Here is a 20,194-nt window from a genome sequence, read left to right on the forward strand (position 1 = left end):
GGATGGGGGACCCAGCCACGGATGCTGGGGGACGAGGACGCCCTGTTCTCCCTCATCCCGCACGTCCACGATGCCCAGCCGCACGGCCGCCCGATCGACCTGCAGACCGGATACCTGTCCGAGTACGCCGCTCTGGCCGGGTCCTCACAGTCCCGCGGATGGAGCGTCAGCGGCGACCTGACCGGCCGTGTCGGAGCCGGCCGGGTGAACGGCACCGACGAGTTCGGGAATCCCACCGGAGGAGCCGCGCACCAGCGCTTCGGGGTCTCGGCCAGCCACGGCCGCACCCGCGGGACCTCGGCCTCCATCACCCGGTTCCCCGGGCAGATGCTCGTCCTGAGGGTGTCGCACACCCGCATGGTCGCCCCCGTGCAGTGGCGGCTCGAGGTCGTCGCCGACCGCAACCTGACCGAGGCCCACTGGTTCGACAAACGACTCGGCCGCCGCGCCGGGGCCGACATCCTCGTCCCTGCGGGCATCACCTACTACCGGCCCGACCGACTGGGCTGGACCCTCACCGAACTGAACCGGCTGGCCCTCGCGGGCATCCACATGCTGCCCGCCCTGCGGGGCGACGTTCCCCGGGTACGCCGGGCCGCCCACCCGGCCCGCCGGGCCTTCCCCCTCCTGCAGTCCCGAACCGCGTCCGCCACCACCACCGACGTGCCCATGGCCCCGGTGACCCGCAGAACGCACGGCCCCCTGACCCCCGAGTTCCCGCTCCTACCGCTCACCGCGGTCACCGAGCATCTGCTCCCGGCCGCCGGCCAGGTGCCGCTGAGCGAGCGCAACCCGGTGCTCGAGTCGGTGCTCGGTCTGCTCGCGGCCCACCTGCCCCGGGCGCTGACCGGCCTGTGGGACCTTCAGGCCGGCACCACCGTGACCCGGGGCGCGCTCGAGGTCCTCCTGCTCCCACAGGTGCTCAACAGCCAGCTGCCCCTGATGCGCGGTGGGGGACTGATCCTGACCCGCGTCGACAACGAGGCCCTGGGGATGCAGGTCACGCAGCTCCAGCTGAGGGTCACCCGGGACCCGCGGGGCCGCGGCTACGTGGCGACGGAGGACGCTGACGGCAGCGTCTACTACTACAACCGTGGTGACCAGCGGCTGGCCCGCTTCTGGAGCTCCAGCGCCGGGGCCGCGGTGCACGGCGTGCCCACCGGCATCATCGACGGTGTCGACCGGCCCGTCGTCGCTCAGGCCCAGGCAGTGCTGGACGTCCAGTTCGGGATGAGCCGCGGGACGGGAGGACAGCAGGCCCACGCCACCTACCGGTACGACGGCTTCGAGTTCGACGGCTCGATAAGCATGCTCATCGGGGAGGCCGATCTCCGGATCGACCTGATCCAGACCTGGCGGCCCTCCCTGTTCCTGAACGCCGTCGGCCTGGGCACCCCGATGCTCGTGTCCCGCCAGACCCGTCCCCTCGAGCAGATGAAGCCCAGAGGACTGACGTACCGCCTGGCCCACGAGATCGTGAACCTCGGCGAGTCCGTCGCGGTCGCCAACGAGGACCTGCGACGGCCCCTGCCCACGGGTACCGGGCAGCCTATGATCCAGGTGCTCGCCGGCCACGAACCGGTCCCGACCGCCCAACGGGTGCAGCTGTCCCCGGCCGACCTCCAGGACAAGCGCGTGCTGGTGCGCATCGTCCCCGACCTGGTGCGCCACCTCGTCGACACCCTGCACACCCTGACGGCGCGGGACGGCGGCGGTCCGGCCGCGCTCCAGGCCTGGGGACAGGTCGGGCAGGAGGAGATGCGCTCGCTGACGGACGCCTCGATCCTGGAGTCGCACCTGATCACGTCCGGTACCGAGGCCACCGGTGCAGCGGCCCGGCTGCCCATCACCCTGCGGTCGGCCGACAACGTCTTCAGCGCGACCACCGGCAACCTGTCCGTCAGCTTCCGGCTGCTGAGGCCGTCGGCGACCGCCTTCCCGGCCGCGCGGATGACCGGGCGGGCCGACGTCATGACGATGAACTACCGGCCCAGCAGCTCGAACGCCAACTCCGGAATCTCGCGCTACGCGGCCCCGAACGCCTGGCTGACCACGAACCTTCCTCAGACGCCGCTGGCCGGGAACGACGGGAAACCGGCGGACGAGTCCGTCCAGCCGCTGACCATCGTGGCCCCCACCTACAGCAGCTCGTCGAGCGTGGGCTCCTCGAACTCCCTGCGCGCGGCCACCCACTGGGACTCCTGGTCGCTCGAGGGACCCTGGTTCGGGCCCGTGTACCTGGACGCCGACGTCACGTTCACCATCGACACGGTGAACCAGCGCGACCGGATCTCCTACGGCGGAGCCCGGTCGGTCCACACCGTGAGGGTCCGCAACTTCGTGGAAGCCTCCTGGTCGGCCGAAGGGCTCCTGCGCCAGACCGGTCTGCGGGCGCTCCTGGACGTCGCTCCGCCGCTCCCGGTGCCGTCGGGGTGGTACCTGCCGCCCGAGGAGGCGGCTCCTGCCCACCGGAACCACTTCCGGGCGCAGCTCGACCGTCTCGCCACCGCCCAGGTCTTCCCGCAACTGACCGAGGCCGATGCGACGGGCGTGCAGGTCCCGGTGCCGCACACCGCAGTGGTTCACGTCGATTTCGCCCCCGACAACGGCGACGTGCTGGCCTACGGCACCCGGCTCACGCCCGAGGACTTCGCCACCCGGTACCTGCTCCCGCTGGCCACCCACGACCCGGAACTGCTCGGCCTCGTGCTGGTCTCGGACTCCTTCCCGTCGGCGGTCGACGTCCTGCAGCGGATGGCCGCCGTCCCGGGGATGCCCGCGCGGGCCACCCTGATGGGTTCGAGCCGGGCTCCGGGACTGCTCGGCCAGGGCACCTGGGACGTGCTCACCCCCGGGGCCACCGAGCTGACCCGGATCGAGGCAGACCTGAACACGGCGTGGCAGAGGACCCGGATGCGTCCGGCGGACGTCACTTTCGAGGTGACGGTCACGGATGTGCCCGGACCTACGGTCACGGATCTGCCGGGGCTGACGGTCGAGGCCCTGCCGGTGCCCGGCACGACGGTCTCCGGGCCCGGAACGGTGGCCGAGGACCTGGCCGTGCCGATCGAGGAGGCCCTGGTCGGTCCGCCGGTCCTGAACTCCGCCGACCTCGACGCCCTGGCCGCGGACCTGGACTCCTCACCCGACCTCGCGGACGTACGAAAGGCCGCGTGGCGGGCTGAGATGGTGGCTCGCAGTCAGGCCCGCCTGGCGAACCTCCCCCAGGAGCGGCGAGCCCTCCTGACCCGGATGGCGACCAAGAGCATCCTGATCGCCAGTCATGACACCTCGCTCGACGGGCCGGCGAACGATCCGAGGTTCGCGGTGCTGCGGGACGAGATCAGGCCCGTGGCCGAAGCTCTGAACCTGGAGTTGTTCCGGCCGGTCGGCGGGCAGGTCCTCGACATGCCCACGGTGACGGAACTGATCGACCGGATGGTCGAAGTTCACGGACTGCGGCGTGGCAAGGCCCGGGCCACCGCGGCCAGGCCCCTGAGCATGCGTCTGGTCCGGGACACAGTGACCAGGTCGCAGGCCTTGCTGGACGAGCCGTCCGGAGCCCGTTCCGACGAGCAGCTCCAGAGGGCTCTGGACCTGTGGACGCAAGGCCCGGCCGTTTCGGCCCGCCGGACGATGGGTGACCTGCAGGTCACCGAAGGCCCGTCCATCGCGTTCCTGAACCGCCTCATCGACGATGCGACCCAGCTGACCGGTGAGATCAGTGGCTTCGGCGCGGACCTGGAACCCGGTCACGCAGACCCCCGGGTCGCTTTCCTGACCGATCATGTCGTCCCGGTGGCGGCGATGCTTCTGCACGAATCGCTCCACCTCCAACCCGGTGCAGATCTGCCCCGCCCCGAAGTGACCGGCGTGAGTATCCCCCGCGAAAGGATGGCCCAGGCAAGGGAGATCGTCGAGCAGGTCGTCGACCTGCTCGAGCTGCGCCAGGCTCCGGCGCACCTGCGCCGGGTCTGGGAACCTCTCGATCTGGGCGGAGACGGTCTCGAGCCGGCCGTGCCTCTCGAGGAGCCCGACGGTGAGTCCCCGTTGTTCGCGCACGGGGACCTGGTGTTCTCCGTCGACCACCTGCGGGTGGAGATCCACCGGCAGCTGGCCGACCTGAACGTCGCTCCGGGCGTGGACATCGAACTCCCGAGAGTTCACGAGATCCTGACGGCCGGCCGGTTCACCCCGGGGAGCTCGCTGTCGAGGCTGGCCGAGCAGATCGTCCGAGGCCTTCCGGAGAAGCCCCGGTTGCCGGGCTCGGCCCGCAGCGAGCAGGAGTTCGACGAGACGGACAGTGCTTCGGGCAGCGGCACCGGGGCGAGTCCCGATACCGAGGCCCTGCTCGGCCAGCTGGAACAAGCCGGGATGAAGCATCTCTGGCGGAAGAACGAGCTCTTCGTACCGAATGAGAACTGGGACCCCCCGATTCCGGCGACGGCATCGGCCGCCGGGCCTCCGTTGTCCATGCACGACCGACTGATGGCGGGACTGCCGGGAGCAGGCCGGGGGGTCGCGGTCTTCGCGGGCGGACGTCATGTGGGCGTGGCCTACCACGACGGCGGGCGGCGGCTGTGGCTGTCCACGGTCGACGACGGAATCCTTCGGTCGAATCGTGAAACAGCCCTGGGGCAGGCTCGTCTCCCGGCCACGGACAACTCCTACACCCTTCTCCTGGATGCCCGCACGGACGACGGGATCCCGTCGGCGGCCCAGCTCGTCCAGGCCATTCGACGGACGGTCTTCGAGGGCAGCGCGATCGAGCTGGCGGGCGGTGCGTTCGGGAAGAGGCCCCTGGCGCCGATCTTCACTCCGGCCCTGCCTCGGGTGGACGTGACACTGCTGAAGGACGGCCTCTTCGACAATCTCGTGGCGTCCGCCGACCGAACCACGGTTCTGGTGAGGAGGAGCGGCATCCTTCTCGGTCTGGCCCATCGCCTCGGCAACGACTACCTCTGGATGACCGAGGGAACGTCCGACCGTGCCGTGTCCCTGGAGCGACTCCGCGATGCCGGGCAACTGCACGCCCTGCCCGTCCACGGGGACATCACCGTCGCCGTCGTCGGTCCCGGCGGTGGCACTGGGCGCTGGGAGTCCCGTCAGGACGCCCTGGAGGCGGACCAGAAGGCGCTGAGCGTGGCCGACGCCCTAAAGGCCGAGACGGCCCAGGCCTTCCTGACGCAAGGTCTGGGTGACGTCGTTCGGCACGCGCTGGCAGAGCACTCGGTCACGGTTGCCCCCGCGCAGCCGAGCACCTTTCTCCTGCGGGACATCGCCGAGGCATTGCGCCGGGGGCCGGGCCATGGTGCCGTTCTGGTGTCGGAACGGAGTGCCTTCGCGGGGATCGCTCTCGACGACGGGACCGAACGGTGGTGGTTCTCGGCCGCCGCGATCCTGAGCGGAGGCGCCCTCACCTCCCTGTGGAGGGCTGATCTCTCCTTCACCGGGGAGATCCAGGTGCTGTCCGGTGCCGAGCACGTGGACATCCCCGCTCTTCTGACGCACGGACCCCAGGCCGATCTCATCCTTGACCTCGCCGGTGAACGGTTCGGCACTCCCGAACGGGTCATGGAGACGTTCTACGGTCAGGACATCCCGGTCCCGAAATGGTCTCCGGTGATGAATCTGTCGGCTGACCAACTGCTGGATGAGGTCCAGGCACACCTGGAACTCGGCGGGGTCGGCACAACGGTCCTGCTGCGCCGAGGGAACGCATTCGTGGGCACGGCACGTCATCACGAAGGGCTGTACCTGTGGCTACCGGCGGTCCCGGAGGCCGACGCCCACGCGGTCATGTCCCTGGACGAAGGGTGGCCCGATCTCAGCGCCGAACCGGACCAGGTCCGGGTCTCGGCGGTGGTCGTGGATCCGGGGGGTCGCGTGCAGGCCTGGCGCCCGGAGTCCGGGCCGATCCGTCTCAGAGACGGATGGCAGGCCCTGACGCCCGTCGGCCGCAGTGGCGTCGTGGTGCTCCGGAAGGGGACGGGACCGGTCAAGGTGCCCGTGCTTCCGGAGGAGCCGGGGCGGACGTCCCTCATCGTCACGGGGCAGATCGGGGCGGTGAGCGGTGCCGAGATCGGGGAGCAGGTCTTCGCCGTCCTGCGGGCCCGGGAGAAGACACGTTCCTGGCGGATCTGGGGAAAGGGCCAGGAGGCCGCGCTCATCCGGCGGGTGGTGAGTGAACTGGGCGTGGACGTCGTGTACTCGCCGCAGGAGACGAACGTCGAGACCCGGCAGAGTCCCGGAGGCTGGGCCCGGGTCCGTCCTCACACCTTCGAAACGGTCGCGAGCGGCTCCGGAGCCGGGACCGTCGTGGGACAGGGCTGGCTGGTCGATGATCTGGGGCAGCGCTTCAGCCCGGTCCTGCCCGGAAGCGGCGAGGCGGCGCCTGTCCGGCGGACGCACCTGCCCCTGGGCGACTTCGCCGGGAGGGTCTTCGGGACCCCCCCGGTGTGGGACATCCGTTCCGGTGACGGCTGGGAGGCCGTGGTTCCGCGGGGGACCGATGTCGCCACCCGGCCGGTACCGGCGACGGAGCCGGACCGGCTGACCGTGCTCGTCGATGGCGACGGCCGCGACGAGAACCTGCTCGAATCGGTGCTGAAGGCCCACCGGGGCACCCGGGTGCGACTGCTGGTGGGGAACGTGGACGTCGGCTTCGCCGTCCGGACGGCGGAAACCTACGGGCTCGATCTGATCTTCGCCGCCGACCAGGTGCGCAGAGTCGATGACAAGCGGCCCGGGGGCGGGCAGCTCTTCCAGGTCGAGCCCGTGCGAGACCTGGACGTCCGGTCCGGAAGCGTGCCGGCCGCTCGGATCAGTGACGACCTGACGGATGTCTACCGAGGCTGGCTCCGCGTCCGGGCCGGCGACGACGGGGTCCTCGAGGTCGTGCCGACGGGCGAGGTGGTCTTCCCCATGGTGCCCTGGGACCGCGAGACGCGCTGGCCGGACGTTCCTCCCGTCCACGTCACTCAGGCGCACCCGGTTCGGGCCTTTCACGAGAACTACCAGCTGGGGGCGACACCGTCGCCGGTGTCGATGTACAGGTTGCGGACACCGGCCGGATTCGTTCTGTCCGACGTGCAGGCCGTGGAGCAGGTGGCCAGAACCCTTCCGCCGCACCCCGGGCGCCCGCTGCTCTCGGTGGCTCAGCTCCACGACCCGAAGACCGCGCAGGAGGTCCTCGATCACTGGCGGGACCACCTGGGAGACCATCCGCAGGTGATCCTGCACGATCGGCGACCCCCGTACCCTGACCAACTCCGTCCCGGTCGGGACATGTCGTCCCGGCTGCCCCTTCCGCCGGTCGGGCAGGACTGGCACCGAACGTACGCGCAGGCGCTGGCCGACCCCGATGCCGGCCGGGTGGTGGATGTCGTTGCTGCCCCCCTGCCGGCTCACGCCTTCAACCTTCGGCAGGCCGACCCGCTGACGCTGGACGAGACCGAGCAGGCTCTGACCGAGGAGTTCTCGCTCCACGAGGTGTCGAGCCAGATCCAGGCGCCCTTGAAGATCTGGGAACACGTGCTGCACGGGCAGGGGCTGCTGCTGCCGGGCTGGGCGAAGGTGCCCGTCGCGAACAGCCATGCCGATCAGCACATCCACCGGCTCAGGGAGCAGGTGGGGGCCGAGCTGACGTTCCTTCAGGACGCGACGACTCCCGACCCGCTGAAGCAGCTGGTTGCCGAGCTGGCCGACAAGAAGAAGCGGAAACCCTACCCGCACGGTGCCGTCCTTCGGGAGTTCCTGACCACAGGGTCGGTGCCGGACGGCCCGCAGGGCCGGGGGGAGTTGATCCGGGACAACCTGGAACAGCTTTCGCGCCTGCTGGGCTCGTGGCCGGGGCTCCCGGAGCCGGTCACCGCTCACCCCGGGGTACGAGTGGTCGGCCAGGTCCTCGCGGGTCTGCAGAGACTGGAGGACTTCTCGAGGGCTGTGTCCGCTGCGGACCGGCATCATGGCTCGCAGGACGTTCTCGATGATGTGCTGCGGGTCGTCGCCGGCTCGTCGGGTGCCGTGCCGCCCAACGAGTGGACCGAGCCACTCCGGTACCGGGCGAGAGTGATTGACCTGCCCGACGCGCGACTGGTCGAGCTGAGGCTCCACGTGCACCTGGTGCCGGAGCCCGACGTCACGTGGGGCGACCTGCGCGGTGTGATGGCTCGAATGCGCTCCGGGCTGGCCCGCAGCTGGAACGCGACCCCCGGTCTGGTGGCGCACGGAACGAAGGTCTTCCTGCGGGTCCGGCCCACGATCACCACCGGCCCGTACGAGCCGCCGGGCGCCCAGATCATCCGGGTCAAGGCCGGTACCGGGCACGCGTCCGCGGATCTGGTATTCACCGAGTCCCCCCGTATCGACCTCACCCATGAGGCAAGCCATCTCTTCGGGTTGCCGGACCGGTATGCGAACTACTCGGGGACGTTTCCCTTCCTCCTGCGCCGCGAGCGCTTGATCAGGAGGAGCACCGACGACCATGACCTGAGCACAGCTCGCCCCCTCCCCGGGCAGCCGGAGCACTGGGCCCAGGTCGGGTTCGAGCCCACGTCGCTCGACCAGGGAACCCTGATGTCGACCATGACCACGGAAGCGCTCGGTGCGCGTGACGTACGGACCGTGTACGAGCTGGTCATGGCGTCCCGCCCCGCGACGACACCGATTTCTGACGTGGAGATGTCGCGGGGGAAGGGAAAGACGAAGGCGAATGCCCTTGCGGTACCGCCTCTGACACAAGGTTTCGTCGAGCACGTCCTGGCTCGACACGAGAACCGCCTGAACGGTGCGATCTCACCGCAGGACGCGAGCGCGGTCCGGCTCCAGGCCTTCCACGACTGGCAGGTAGGGCCGGCCGAGTCGGCGGTCCGCACGTTGCAGGACCTCGATGATCCGCAGCTGCGGACCTGGTTCCGCGAGGAAGCCGAGGAGATCGTCGGCCGGATCAGCGATTTTGGGGATCTGGACATGTCGCCGGATCCGACGGCCCGGTTCCTGGCGGAGAGCGTCGTGCCGGTGGCGGCGGGGCTCTTCCTGCTGGAGCGGCAGTCGGACGTGAACGCTTCGAGGGTGGGGACCTCTGACCCGGCCCGGTCCCGGGCGGCACGGATGCGAAGCCGGATCACCGATCCGGAACGCCGGCTCGTCACGCATCAGATTCAGCGGGTGGTAGAGCTTCTGGATCTGCGTCCCTCGTCCGCCGGTGATGCCCGGGTCGCGCAGGGGCCGGGCTTCGGCGCGGTGGACCTGAACGGTCAGGAGCCGACGTCCGTCGCCCGGGTTCTGCTGCCGGGAGTGCATCAGGAGATGCGGCTTCTGGGGGTGCCCGAGAAGTCGCTGGCGGACGAGTCGCGGGTGGCCGCCTCGCTGAGCCGGATCACCGGCTCGCTGGAGCGTCCGCTGCGGCTCGCCGCGGACGTGGCCCGCGAGATCACGGACGCGAGGATGAGGGGCGGCGCCGATCCGGTCGTAGCGGCGGCCGAGGCAGCCGTCGACCAGGCCGAGGAAACGCGGAGCCGGGTCCAGAACGCTCTGGTCACAGCGAACCTGGCGTATCTCTGGACCGGCCCGGGCGCGCTGTTCACGGCCGTCGAGGGGTGGGGCGAACAGGTCAACACCACGTCCTTCTTCAACCGCAGCCGGCAGTCCCGGATGCACCAGCAGATCGTCGGTGAACTGACGCAACCGGGGAGTGCGGTTGCGGTCTACCTCAACGGGCTCCCCGAGATCCTGGCCTTCCGGGAGGGCGACGAGATCGTCTGGTTCCCCCTCACCGGAAGTAGTGCCTTCGCCGAGCCCATGCGGTTGGAGGCGAAGCACCTGCCCGACTGCGACCGCTTCTCCAGTCTGGTCCTGCAGAGCGCTGTTCCGGCGCCCTCCAGCGCCGATCTGGGCCGCGTGATCCGGCAGATCGCGTTCTGGCCGCTGATGGCCGAGGCGTCTGCCCGTGCGCGCCTGTATCCCCAGGTATCGGGAGAGGCTCTCTTCGAGCCGGTTCCGAGCGGCCTGCCCGGGTCACTGGCGGAAGGACTGGTCGCGAATCTGCGGAACCAGGGCAGCTTTTCCAGCGTCCAGATACGTAGTGACGGGGTATTCGCCGGGACCGCCTTCAATTCCGGTGGCACGATGCTCTGGCTGGCCGGCAGCCCGGAGATCGAGGGCTCGGCGGTCAGGCAGCTCGACCTGGCCGCAGACCTGGGGCTGCTGCCCAGCACCGACCGGGTGGAGGTAGCGCTCGTCCGTGGCGACGGTTCCGGGGCGTCCTGGTGGGCGAGAGGTGACTCCCGGTGGTCCGTCAGCAGGCGTTCGGATGTCGTCCATCAGTTCTACACGTCCGTGCTGCAGGGCCATCTGCACGACCTTCTGCATGACCTCCTCCGGCATGAACTCGGGCTTCCGGAACGCAGTGAGATTCCCCTCGAGCAGGTGGAGACCGATCTCCTGGAGACTTTCGAGACACGACTGGAGAACGTCGGTGACACCATCATCGTCAGCTCCCGCGGGGCGCTGATGGGGGTGGCGCATCTGGCCGCGACCGGGCGACTGTGGTTCTCCGAGGCCGCCGGCGCCGGGTTCGGCGGCCCGGTGCCGCTGTGGGAAGCGGTATTGCCGGAGCCCGGGCTGCTGGACCCGATCGAGGTGGGACACCGACCGGACTTCGTGCCGGAGCTGCCGCGTCTCCACGCGAAGATCCGGCAGTACGTGTCGGGCCGCATCGGTACGGCGGGCGGGCTGGTCGAGCTGCTCTACGGAGCCCGGACGAACCACGAGTTCGCGCCGGTCCGACGTCCCGAGGGCGTCGTGGTGTCGGCAGAGCTGGTTACCACGGTGGAATCGGGCGGCCCGGGAACGACCGTCCTGGTCCGGCGGGGTGAGATGTTGCTGGGCGCGGGCCACAACCAGGCCGGGATCCTGCTCTGGTTGTCGGACCGGTCGCGGGACGGCGGGCCGCCGGTCGGGCTGTTGCCCAGGGGCGGACAGGAGTGGGAAGCACTTCTGTCCGGGGACGACATCACGGTGGCGGTCGTGGCCCCGGACGGCTTCGCGGGTATCTGGCGGACGACCGGCTCGTTGGTCCCACTCGGCACCGGATGGACTTTGGAAGAGCTGACCGGGTCCGGGGCCGTCCTGGTTCACGGGAACCGGCCGGCCGATCTGGTGATACCGCTGTCCGAGCAGGACCGGACCGCTCTTGTCGTCGCCGACGACCGGGGAAGGCAGGGACGAGCGGACGTCGAACGACAGGTCCGGGCCTTCTTCGGGACCGCGCCGGCCGAGGGGGCGAAGGCCTGGCGGCTCTACGGCGATCCGTTGACCTCGGCCTTCATCCGCGAACTGGTCAGCGATTTCGAGCTGGACATCGTGCACACGCTGGATCGGGTCGGCCAGGACTCGCTGCTCAGCGAGATCATCTGGTTGAGGACCCGGTCCTACCAGCAGTTCTCCGACTCCGGCGGCCAGGCCTGGCTCGTCGATGATCTCGGTCCTGGGTTCCGGGCGGTGCCGCCGGAGAGCGAGAACGTTGTCGAGACCACCGAAACCCTGGGCCGCGCGGACGAATGGATCTCGTACGGAGGCCTGGCCTGGGCGCTGTACGCCGGTCCGGGCTGGACCGTCGTCACCCCGAGGGCCCAGGATGTCTCCCGCTTCCCGGTTCCCCCGGCCGAGGAGGGGCGTCACGTACTCGTCGTCATCGGTGACGGCGGGGTGCTGGAAGTTCAGCAGCTGGTCCACATGCTCCTGGCGGAACGGGAGAGAAGTCGCGTGCGCCTCGTCCTGAGCCTGGTCAGTGAGGACTTCGCTCTCAGAATCGCCGACGGGTTCTCCATCGATCTCGTCTATTCACCGGGGCGTGTGAGCCTGCGGCACGAAACGGCCGGACCGAATGACGCGGTCCTTCCCTTCCGGGCCTGGACCCAGCCCTACGAGCAGACAGCCATGGACATCGGAGAACTCCCGTTCAACGGATGGAACCGGGCGTACCGCCAGGATGTCTGGGAGCCCGAACCGAATCCGGAAGAGACCGCTACGGACGCGGACCACCCGCTCCAGATCGCATCGATGGAGCACAGCTTCTACCCCCGGCTCGCCTGGGAGGAGGACCTGTCCACGCTCGGCGCCGTGCGCGAAGAGGCGAGGCATGTGGATGTGCCCAGGATGATCCCGAAACGCGTTCCCGGCAACGCCCGGCTCGAGGGGACAGAGGTGCCGTCATACGTACTCCGGACCCGATCCGGGGTCGTCCACTCGGATGTCCCCGTCGCCTCGGCCACGGTGGCGGCCTTGCCCGAGCACACGTCGCGCGCGGTGTTCTCGGTCGCTCAGCTGGCCGACACGAACCTGGCCTCCCGATACCTCGACGGCTGGCGCGCGCTGATGGGGACGAACCGCGGGGTCGTCCTGCACGACAACCGGAGGGTCGCTCTGAGCCGTGACCCGCAGGCGGTCATTGATGGTCAGGCCCGGATGGCCATGCCACCGGCGGGCCGGTCCTGGAAGGCGGAGTACGACCAGGCTCTGGCGGACCCGCGTCGAGGCCGGATCGTCAGCGTCACCTCCATCCCGGACGGCCCGGGCATCATCAACGACGTCAACCGGATCCCCCTGCCGACGAGGGAAGAGGTCGAGCGAGTCCTGAAGGAGGAGGGGGACCAAGGAATTGACCGCACCCCCTACCACTGGCTGGAATCGATTCTCGAGCAGGCGCTGCTTCGTTCCGGCCTGGTGCGTCCGGGCCCTTCGGCCGCGGGAACGGTGCGCGACGAGGTGCGGGCGGAACTGGATCACCTGAAGGCGGCGGGGGTCGACGACCCGCTGGGAACACTGCTCGACGCGGTCAGCACTGCCCGCGCTCGCGAGCTCCGTAGAGAACCTCACCCCCGGGTGGACAGTGAGGTGCTCCAGGCGTTCCTCGATCAGGATGTGGTGCCGGCCGGACCGGACCGGGCGAAGATCCTCCTCAAGAATCTCACCCAGGTCGCCTCCTGGCTGGGATCCCTTGCGGAGGTGACCGATCCGCCTCCCGTCAGTGACGGACCGGCCTGGAAGGCGGAGCTCGCCCGGTACGTCAAGGAGCATCTGCTGAAGCTCGACGCAGACGCGCTCGAGGCCGCGCAGAGGCGGCTCGGTGTTCTGGAACGGACTGCCTCCCGGCACGACGTGCTCAGCGAGATCCTGACCGGCCTGGCCCTGAAGCAGTGGCGCGACCGGGCAGTGTCACCGGACCGGGCGGCCCGGTTCCAGGTCCGGGTGATCGATGATCTCCCCGGAGTACGGCTGCTGGAGGTGCAGGTACGCGTCCATCTGGTTCCTGGGGAAGGAGTCAGCGCGGCCGAGGCGCAGAAGGTGGTGGCCCGGATGCGGGCAGGGGTGCACCGGAGCTGGAACGAAACCGCCGGTGTCCTCATTCACGGACGCACCATGCACGTCAAGGTTCGTGCCGAGATCAGTACCGGAAAGATGGGCGCCGGCAACGCCATGGTCATGCGGATCAAGAAGGGGCCGGGAAGGGCCAATTCAGAAACGGTTTTCCACGACTCGCCGCCGAAGGTGCTCGCTCATGAGCTGGCCCACCGGATCACCACGGTTGACCGGTACAACGTCGAGCCCGAGGAGGACGCGGTCCTGCTACGCCGCTCGGTGCTCTACAAACGGCGTCTGGCAGAAGACGCCCCGGCGACGCAAGGGACGTCGGAGCAGAACCCGCGGCGCGGCTATTTGGCGGGATTCCACCCGACCACCCTGGACGACCCGAACACTCTGATGTCGCGCGGGGAGGTCGTCAGCCGGCGGGATCTGCTGCGCCTGTACGAGATCGTCATGGCCGTGGACGCGGGTGAGTCGGTGACCACGAACGATGCCCGTCCACGGGTCGATCATCCGCTTTACCACCAGGAACGGGTCCTGACGACCGTACGGAGGGAGCTCCTCCGGCAAGGACTGGATGGCATGCTGCCACCCCGCGCCGCTGCCGGGAGTGGCGAGGCCGGCGGCCTGCCGAAGTGGCATCCCCTGGTCGTCGCGACGGATCCGCAGTCCGTGGAACCGGATTCACAGGCCACCCCGGTGACCAGGGAGGTCCGTCTCTGGAACGACGATCCCGGACCACACGGGGTGACGGTGCAGATCACCTTCACCCCGCGGCCGGGAAGAGACCTGACGCCGGTGGACGTGCGGGTGATGGAGAGTCTCCAGGTTCCTGGCCTGACGCACCGGGTCTCGGCGTCGTTCGGTAAGAACACCGATGGAATTCGCCGCGATTGGTGGACCTCCACGGTGAAGACGGCGGTCGATCAGCTGACGCCGCTCACGGAGGAGGAGTGCGGCGCGGCGTTCCTGCAGGCCCAGGCGATCGTGACGAGCCATCTCCCGGCGGAGGCGGAAACCCTGGCCTTCGGTGGTGCCGGAATGCCGGACATCGCCCGGCAGCTGCGTCAGGTCCTGGCCGCGGTGATCATGAACCTGCCTCAACAGCAGTCGGTCTCGGTGGGATCCGAGCGGCCGGTGCCGACAGGGGCACAGCAGCGCATGGTTACCGGGCTCGCGGTGAGGCTGATCACGAAGGTTCTGCGGCTCGAGGTCACACCACCCTCACCGGAGCCGGCTTCCAGGCGTTCAGCCGTCACCGATCCGGTGGTGATGCCCGCCGAGCGGCCGGCCGCCGGTTCCGAGACGGTTCAGGACGCACTGCGTCTTCTCCTGCCGCCTCCGCGCCTGCCCCAGTCGGCCGCCGGCGCCGCCTTGACGGATGTGTTCGAAGAGCCCGTGCTCCCGGGGGCAGACGGGGGTCTGGAGCGTCAGCAGTTCGAAGATGTCCTGGTAGGAATGCATTTCCCGGAACTCTGGGAAGCGGAGGGCTCGCCGTTCACTCTCGCGCGGGGTCGGCAGCGTCTGGAGACGGCGGCCGGCCCGCAGGGGGTGGCCGAGCAGGCCCGCCGGATCATCACGGGACTGCTGACACAGCCGGGCACGGCCGTTGCCGTCATGTCCGGTCCGAGATACGTGGGGATCGCCTATCAGGAAACCGGTCTCGGATATCTGCATCTGACGGGGGAGCAGGGGTTCGCTGAGTGGACGGTTCTGGCATCCGACTGGTTCGAGGGGCTTCAGGACATTCACACGCTGATCCTGAGGAGCACGGAGCGTCCGGCGCCACCGATGCCGGTTGTGCGGGCCCTCATCCAGCGGCTGGTCTTCTCCCGCCTGGAGACCGAGACATCGGTGCACACGTTGCTGCATTCGACTCCGCCGGTCGCGGGGCTGGTCGAGCCGGTGTTCGAGGCTCCGCAGCGGATGCTCCTGGCGGACGGCCTGCAGGCGAATCTCTCACGCCTGGGCCCCGACTCGAGCGCACGGGTGTACCGCGACGGAACGCTGGCCGGAGCGGCTGCCCACATCGGGAACACGATGCTCTGGCTCGCCGCGGACAGCCCTCAGGCGGGATCCTCGGTGAGACGGCTGAGCGAAGCCGCGGAACGTGGACTGATGCCGCAGGACGGGCGGGTGGACGTCGCCTTGGTCGGCCCGGACGGAGTTCCGGCGCCGTGGTGGACGAGCGCCGACCCCCGCTGGTGGGAAGGTGACGAACCCGGCGCCGTGAACCACTTCTACGACACGGTCGTGCGGGGACACGTTCATGACCACCTGGACGACTTCCTGAGGGAGAAACTGGAGCTGGGCAGCCGTGGTGGTGAGCCCGTCAAGGACCCCCAGGATCTGACCGCGGCTCTCGACCACGGTGTAGTGAACGATGGCGACACCGTGCTGGTCAGCACATCCACCGAACTGCTGGGGATTGTCCACCGGTCCGACGGCAAGCGTCGGTGGTACACGCCGGCCGCCCTCGCCGGCTACGGCGGGCCGGTGTCGTTCTGGGCCGCGCCGGTGCTGCCGGTCGGGGTCTATGAGCAGTTGACGCTCGTCGACGTCGACCTCGACAAGATTCTCGCGGGGGCACGTGAGCGCGTGCGCCGGCATGTCTCCGCCCAGTTCACCACCGGCCACCGACTCGCCGAGGTACTGCACGGGCAGCCGCCGAAGGACCACGTCGAACCGCTCCCTCTCGCAGGGGGTGAGTCGGTGTTCGACGCACTGTCCCGGATCCTGCGGGCATCCGGCCCCGCATCGACGATTCTCCTGCGCCGGGGAGACACGATGCTGGGAGCCGCTCATCATCACGAGGGGGAACTGCTCTGGCTGTCGGACCGCTCCGGCGACGGCGGGGCACCCATCGAACGTCTGGAGAACGCGGCCCGGGCGAAGGACCTGACGCTCACCGTTGATGACGTGTCCCTGACCGCTCTCACCCCGATGGACACCGACAGCGGCTGGCGCACGGCCGATCCGCTCACCTTGTTCGGCCCCGCGTGGACATTCGAGCAGGAGAGCGCCCCGGGGTTCCAGCCCAGGTACCGGCTCGCACGGCGCGGCCTCACCGGATCCGCGCCCTGGCCGCCGCCCGAGGTGGAGCGAGCCGCCCTCGTGATCGCGGACGGTGGACAGTCCGGTCGGGAGGAACTCGAGAAACAGGTTCGCACCTTCTTCTCCCTCGTCACCCCGACCCACGGGACGAGCTGGCGGATCTACTCGGACGACCCGTCGCCGCGCCTCGTCCGGGAGCTGGTCAGCACGTTCGGGCTGGACGTCATCCATGCGCGGGGACCCATCGATCACCGGACGGGGCGCAGCGACCAGGGATGGACCCGGACGCGCCCGTACCGGTACCCGGCCGAAAGGTTCGGCCAGGGCTGGACGGTCGACGACCTGGGCCCGGCGCTCAGGGAGCCGGGGCCGGACACCGGCCCGGCCCTCACCCACGGCGTCAGCGCTCAGGCCACGACGATCGGCCCTGCGAAGGACTTCCTGCCCTCGAAGCAGGAGCGGACGTGGGCGATCCACGCGGGTACCGGATGGCGGGTGGTCACACCGACGGGGATGGACGTCTCGCAGCACCCGGCACCTCCGACGGAGGCTGACCGCGATCTCCTGATCGTTCTGCGGGCCCAGGGCGATCAGCCCGGAACGCAGGCGCTCGTCCGCAGGCTCCTGGCCGGTCGGCAGGGACATCGCGTGCGCCTCGTCCTCGACCGCGTGCCTCAGGAGTTCGGCACCCAGATCGTGGACGAGTTCGGCGTCGATCTCGTGTTCACGACGGGGCCGGTGGGCTTCTCCCGTATCGTCGGCGCCGGGAGTGTGAACACGCCTCTGCAGATGTCGGTCGAGGCGCACCCGGGGACGGACATCTACGAAGGCTGGTTCCGCGCCCACCGATCCGGTCCTGGAGTCACCGATGCTCTTGGGGGGCCAAGCCTCTCGAACAATTCGAGGGTCATGGTCGGCCGCACCGGTCGGCGCTTCTTTCCTGCGCTGCCCTGGGACGAGTGGGCGGACCGGCTGGATCTGCCCCGAGAACTCCCGGCCAGGCTGGCCCCGCAGAGGTACTTGCTGCGGACCGGATCGGGTTTCGTGATGTCGGACGATCGTCTGCTGTCCGATGCGGCCAAGGCCCTCCCGGCCGACGCGTCGCGCGTCACCGTCTCCGTCGCCCAGGTCTACGACGACGGGGCGGCCGCCGATGTGCTCGACGACTGGCGGTTCCTGGCCCCATCGGGAGCGGGGGCGGTCCTTCACGACAGCCGGCAGGCCCCGACCAGTCAGGAGCCCCGTCCGAGTCACCACTACCTGGCGCTGCGGCCCGCACGGACCGCGGGAGCCGACTGGCTGGAGGCCTACGACCAGGCCCTCGCCGACCCGGCGCGGGGACGGATCATGACGGTGGGCACCGGTGCGCTGATCACGCACGCCCTGGTGGACCCGTACGTGCGCACGCAGGTGCCCAGGGAGGTGATCGAGAGCTACCTGAGCGCTCCTCGGGACCTGGACTCCGGCAGTCTTCTGGAGCAGTCGCTGGACCTGATCTACGAGAAGGCCCTGCACCGCTCCGGCCTGCTGCGACCTCGCCGGGTCGCCCGCAAGGAACTGGCCGCCCGGGTGCAGGCCGAGATCGTTCACCTGTCCCCGGGGGTCGCCGACCCGCTGGGCGCCCTGCTGCCTGGTCCGACCGGTCAGCACCTGACCCGGCTGAGCGGGCAGGTGCTTCTGAACTACATCGAGCGCGGCCTGATTCCGGAGGGTCCGCGTCGGGAGGAGATCGTGGTCGAGAACGTTCTCCAGGTCGCTGATCTCCTGGCGGCTCGGCCGGACGTTCAGGAACCTCGCCCGGTCGGTGAAGGACCGCTCTGGGAGAAGGCGCTCGTCACGTACGTCAGGAGGCACCTTCAGGAGATCAGGCAGGTCTCCCGCGACGATGCCAGGAGACACTTCGGTGACCTGGACGAGCACCTGGACCGGGATCCGGACGTGATCGGTGAACTCCTGACCCGGCTGGTCAAGACCCGCTGGGACAAGGCTCGGGTCGAAGGCGATCTCGGTGATCGGTTCCGGGCGCGGGTGATCGATGACTGGCCGGGAGTCAGACTGCTGGAACTGCGCCCTCACCTTCACCTGCGTCCCGAGCGCGGCGTCGGGCAGGCCGACCTTCAGAAGGTGGCTGCCCGCATGAAGACAGGGCTGCACCAGAGCTGGAACGAGTCCGACAGCTTCCGGGCCCACGGCCGCAAGGTGTTCGTCAGGGTCCAGGCCGAGATCACGACCGGGGAGATCATCCCGCCCGGCGCTTCCGTCCTCACGGTGAGAACCGGATCAGGACGGGCGAACTGGATCACCCTGTACGTCGGTTCGTCGGTGAGGGCGACCAGTCACGAGGGAAGTCATCGGGTCGGACTCCCGGACCGGTACCCGGTGAGCGACAGCGAACCCGTCGCCGTGCTCCGCCGGCGGACCTTGGTCAAGGGAGCGGACGGCACACGGATCCGACCGACTGCTCTGGACGACTTCGACACACTGATGCACGGTGGTATGAGGGTGACCCAGCGCGATCTGCGGAGGGTGTACGACGCAGTGATGGCCTTCGACTCCGGCCCCCTGACCGAGCCGGTGGGCATCCGAGCGAAGAACCCTCTCCTGCACCATCACGAGCGGATCCTGCGGACGGTGATGCGAGAGCTGAGCCGCCGCGGGCTGGACCACGTTCTGCCCGGCGCGAGCGGGGACGATCTGGAACCGGTCGGGGGACTGCCGAAGTACCACCCCCTGGTCATGGAGACCGACCCGGCCCGGGCGGCCGCTCATCGTCCTCTCGCAAGGAGGAGGATCCGGCTCCGGCCCGAGGGCCCCGATCAGGCAGTGGTGACCGTTCAGGTCGAGTTCGTACCCCGTCCGGGAACCGCCCTGACGCCGGTGGTGGTCTCGATCGAGGAGGAGTTCGAGACCGCGCTCCTGGAGCGGCGCCTGGTGTCGCTGTCCGGCCCGGAGAAGGCGGAAGCCCGCCGGATCTGGTGGGGCGACGTCGTCGCCCAGGCCGAGCGGGGTCTCGCGCCGCTCATCGAGCGGGACTGGGGCCAGGCGGTCCGCTGGGCCGGGGAGATCCTGGCCGAGCACCTTCCCCCGGGGACGAGGGACCAGGACTTCGGGGACGACGTCGGCCGGGTGACCGCGCGGCACCAGCTGAGCGTCGTCATGACCATGCTGATGGTCAAACTGCAGACGGAGCAGGGCACATCGGCGAACGAGGTGATCCCGCCCGACGTGCGGAAGGAGCTGGACTCGGCGAGCCGGCTGGCCGGGAACCTGGTCCGGCAGGTTCTCCGGGGCCAGGGGCCCCACTCGACCACCGGCCCGGGCGCCGCTGCGGTTCAGGCTCCCTCCGACCCGGACGTGCGGATGACCGACGACGTGGCCGGCCGTCACCCGAACGTCCCCCAGTCGGAATCCGGGCAGCCCGAGCTGAGGGCGGACTCGCTGGACGAGGCGTTGGTCGAGCTCGCGGAGAGGGCGATTCCGGTCGACGACGCCGTGCTTCTGCTCGGACGGGCAGCCAAGAGACTGGAACTGGGGACCTTCGATCTGCCCATGAGCAGCGCCCTGCTGACCGCTCTGTCCGGTGCCGAGGAGCGGGCCGCCGCACTGGTCGCGCAGGTGTGCCGCACCATGGACCCGACGACGAAACTGGGATGGCACGACCGCTTGTCCGACCTCGCCAACGACCATGAGGCCTGGCGGGAGAAGATCACCTACCTGCAGATCCACATGGTCAGCTGCTTCTGAGCGTCGCGAGAGCCTGACCGCCCGATCT

The 20,194-nt window shown here is 69.5% G+C and carries 1 protein-coding gene (cut by a window edge); it reads left to right on the forward strand.

Features of this window, described 5'->3' with window-relative positions:
* A protein-coding gene (locus tag QSK05_RS10925; protein ID WP_285596729.1) for a hypothetical protein crosses the window boundary here: on the forward strand, nucleotides 1–20,166 show its 3' portion. Its footprint begins 12,534 nt before the window's first position; only the last 20,166 of its 32,700 coding nucleotides appear in the window; its start codon lies off the left edge, out of view; its stop codon occupies nucleotides 20,164–20,166.
* The last annotated feature ends 28 nt before the right edge of the window (nucleotides 20,167–20,194 follow it).

This window comes from Kineosporia sp. NBRC 101731 (assembly GCF_030269305.1).
Classification (GTDB): Bacteria; Actinomycetota; Actinomycetes; order Actinomycetales; family Kineosporiaceae; genus Kineosporia.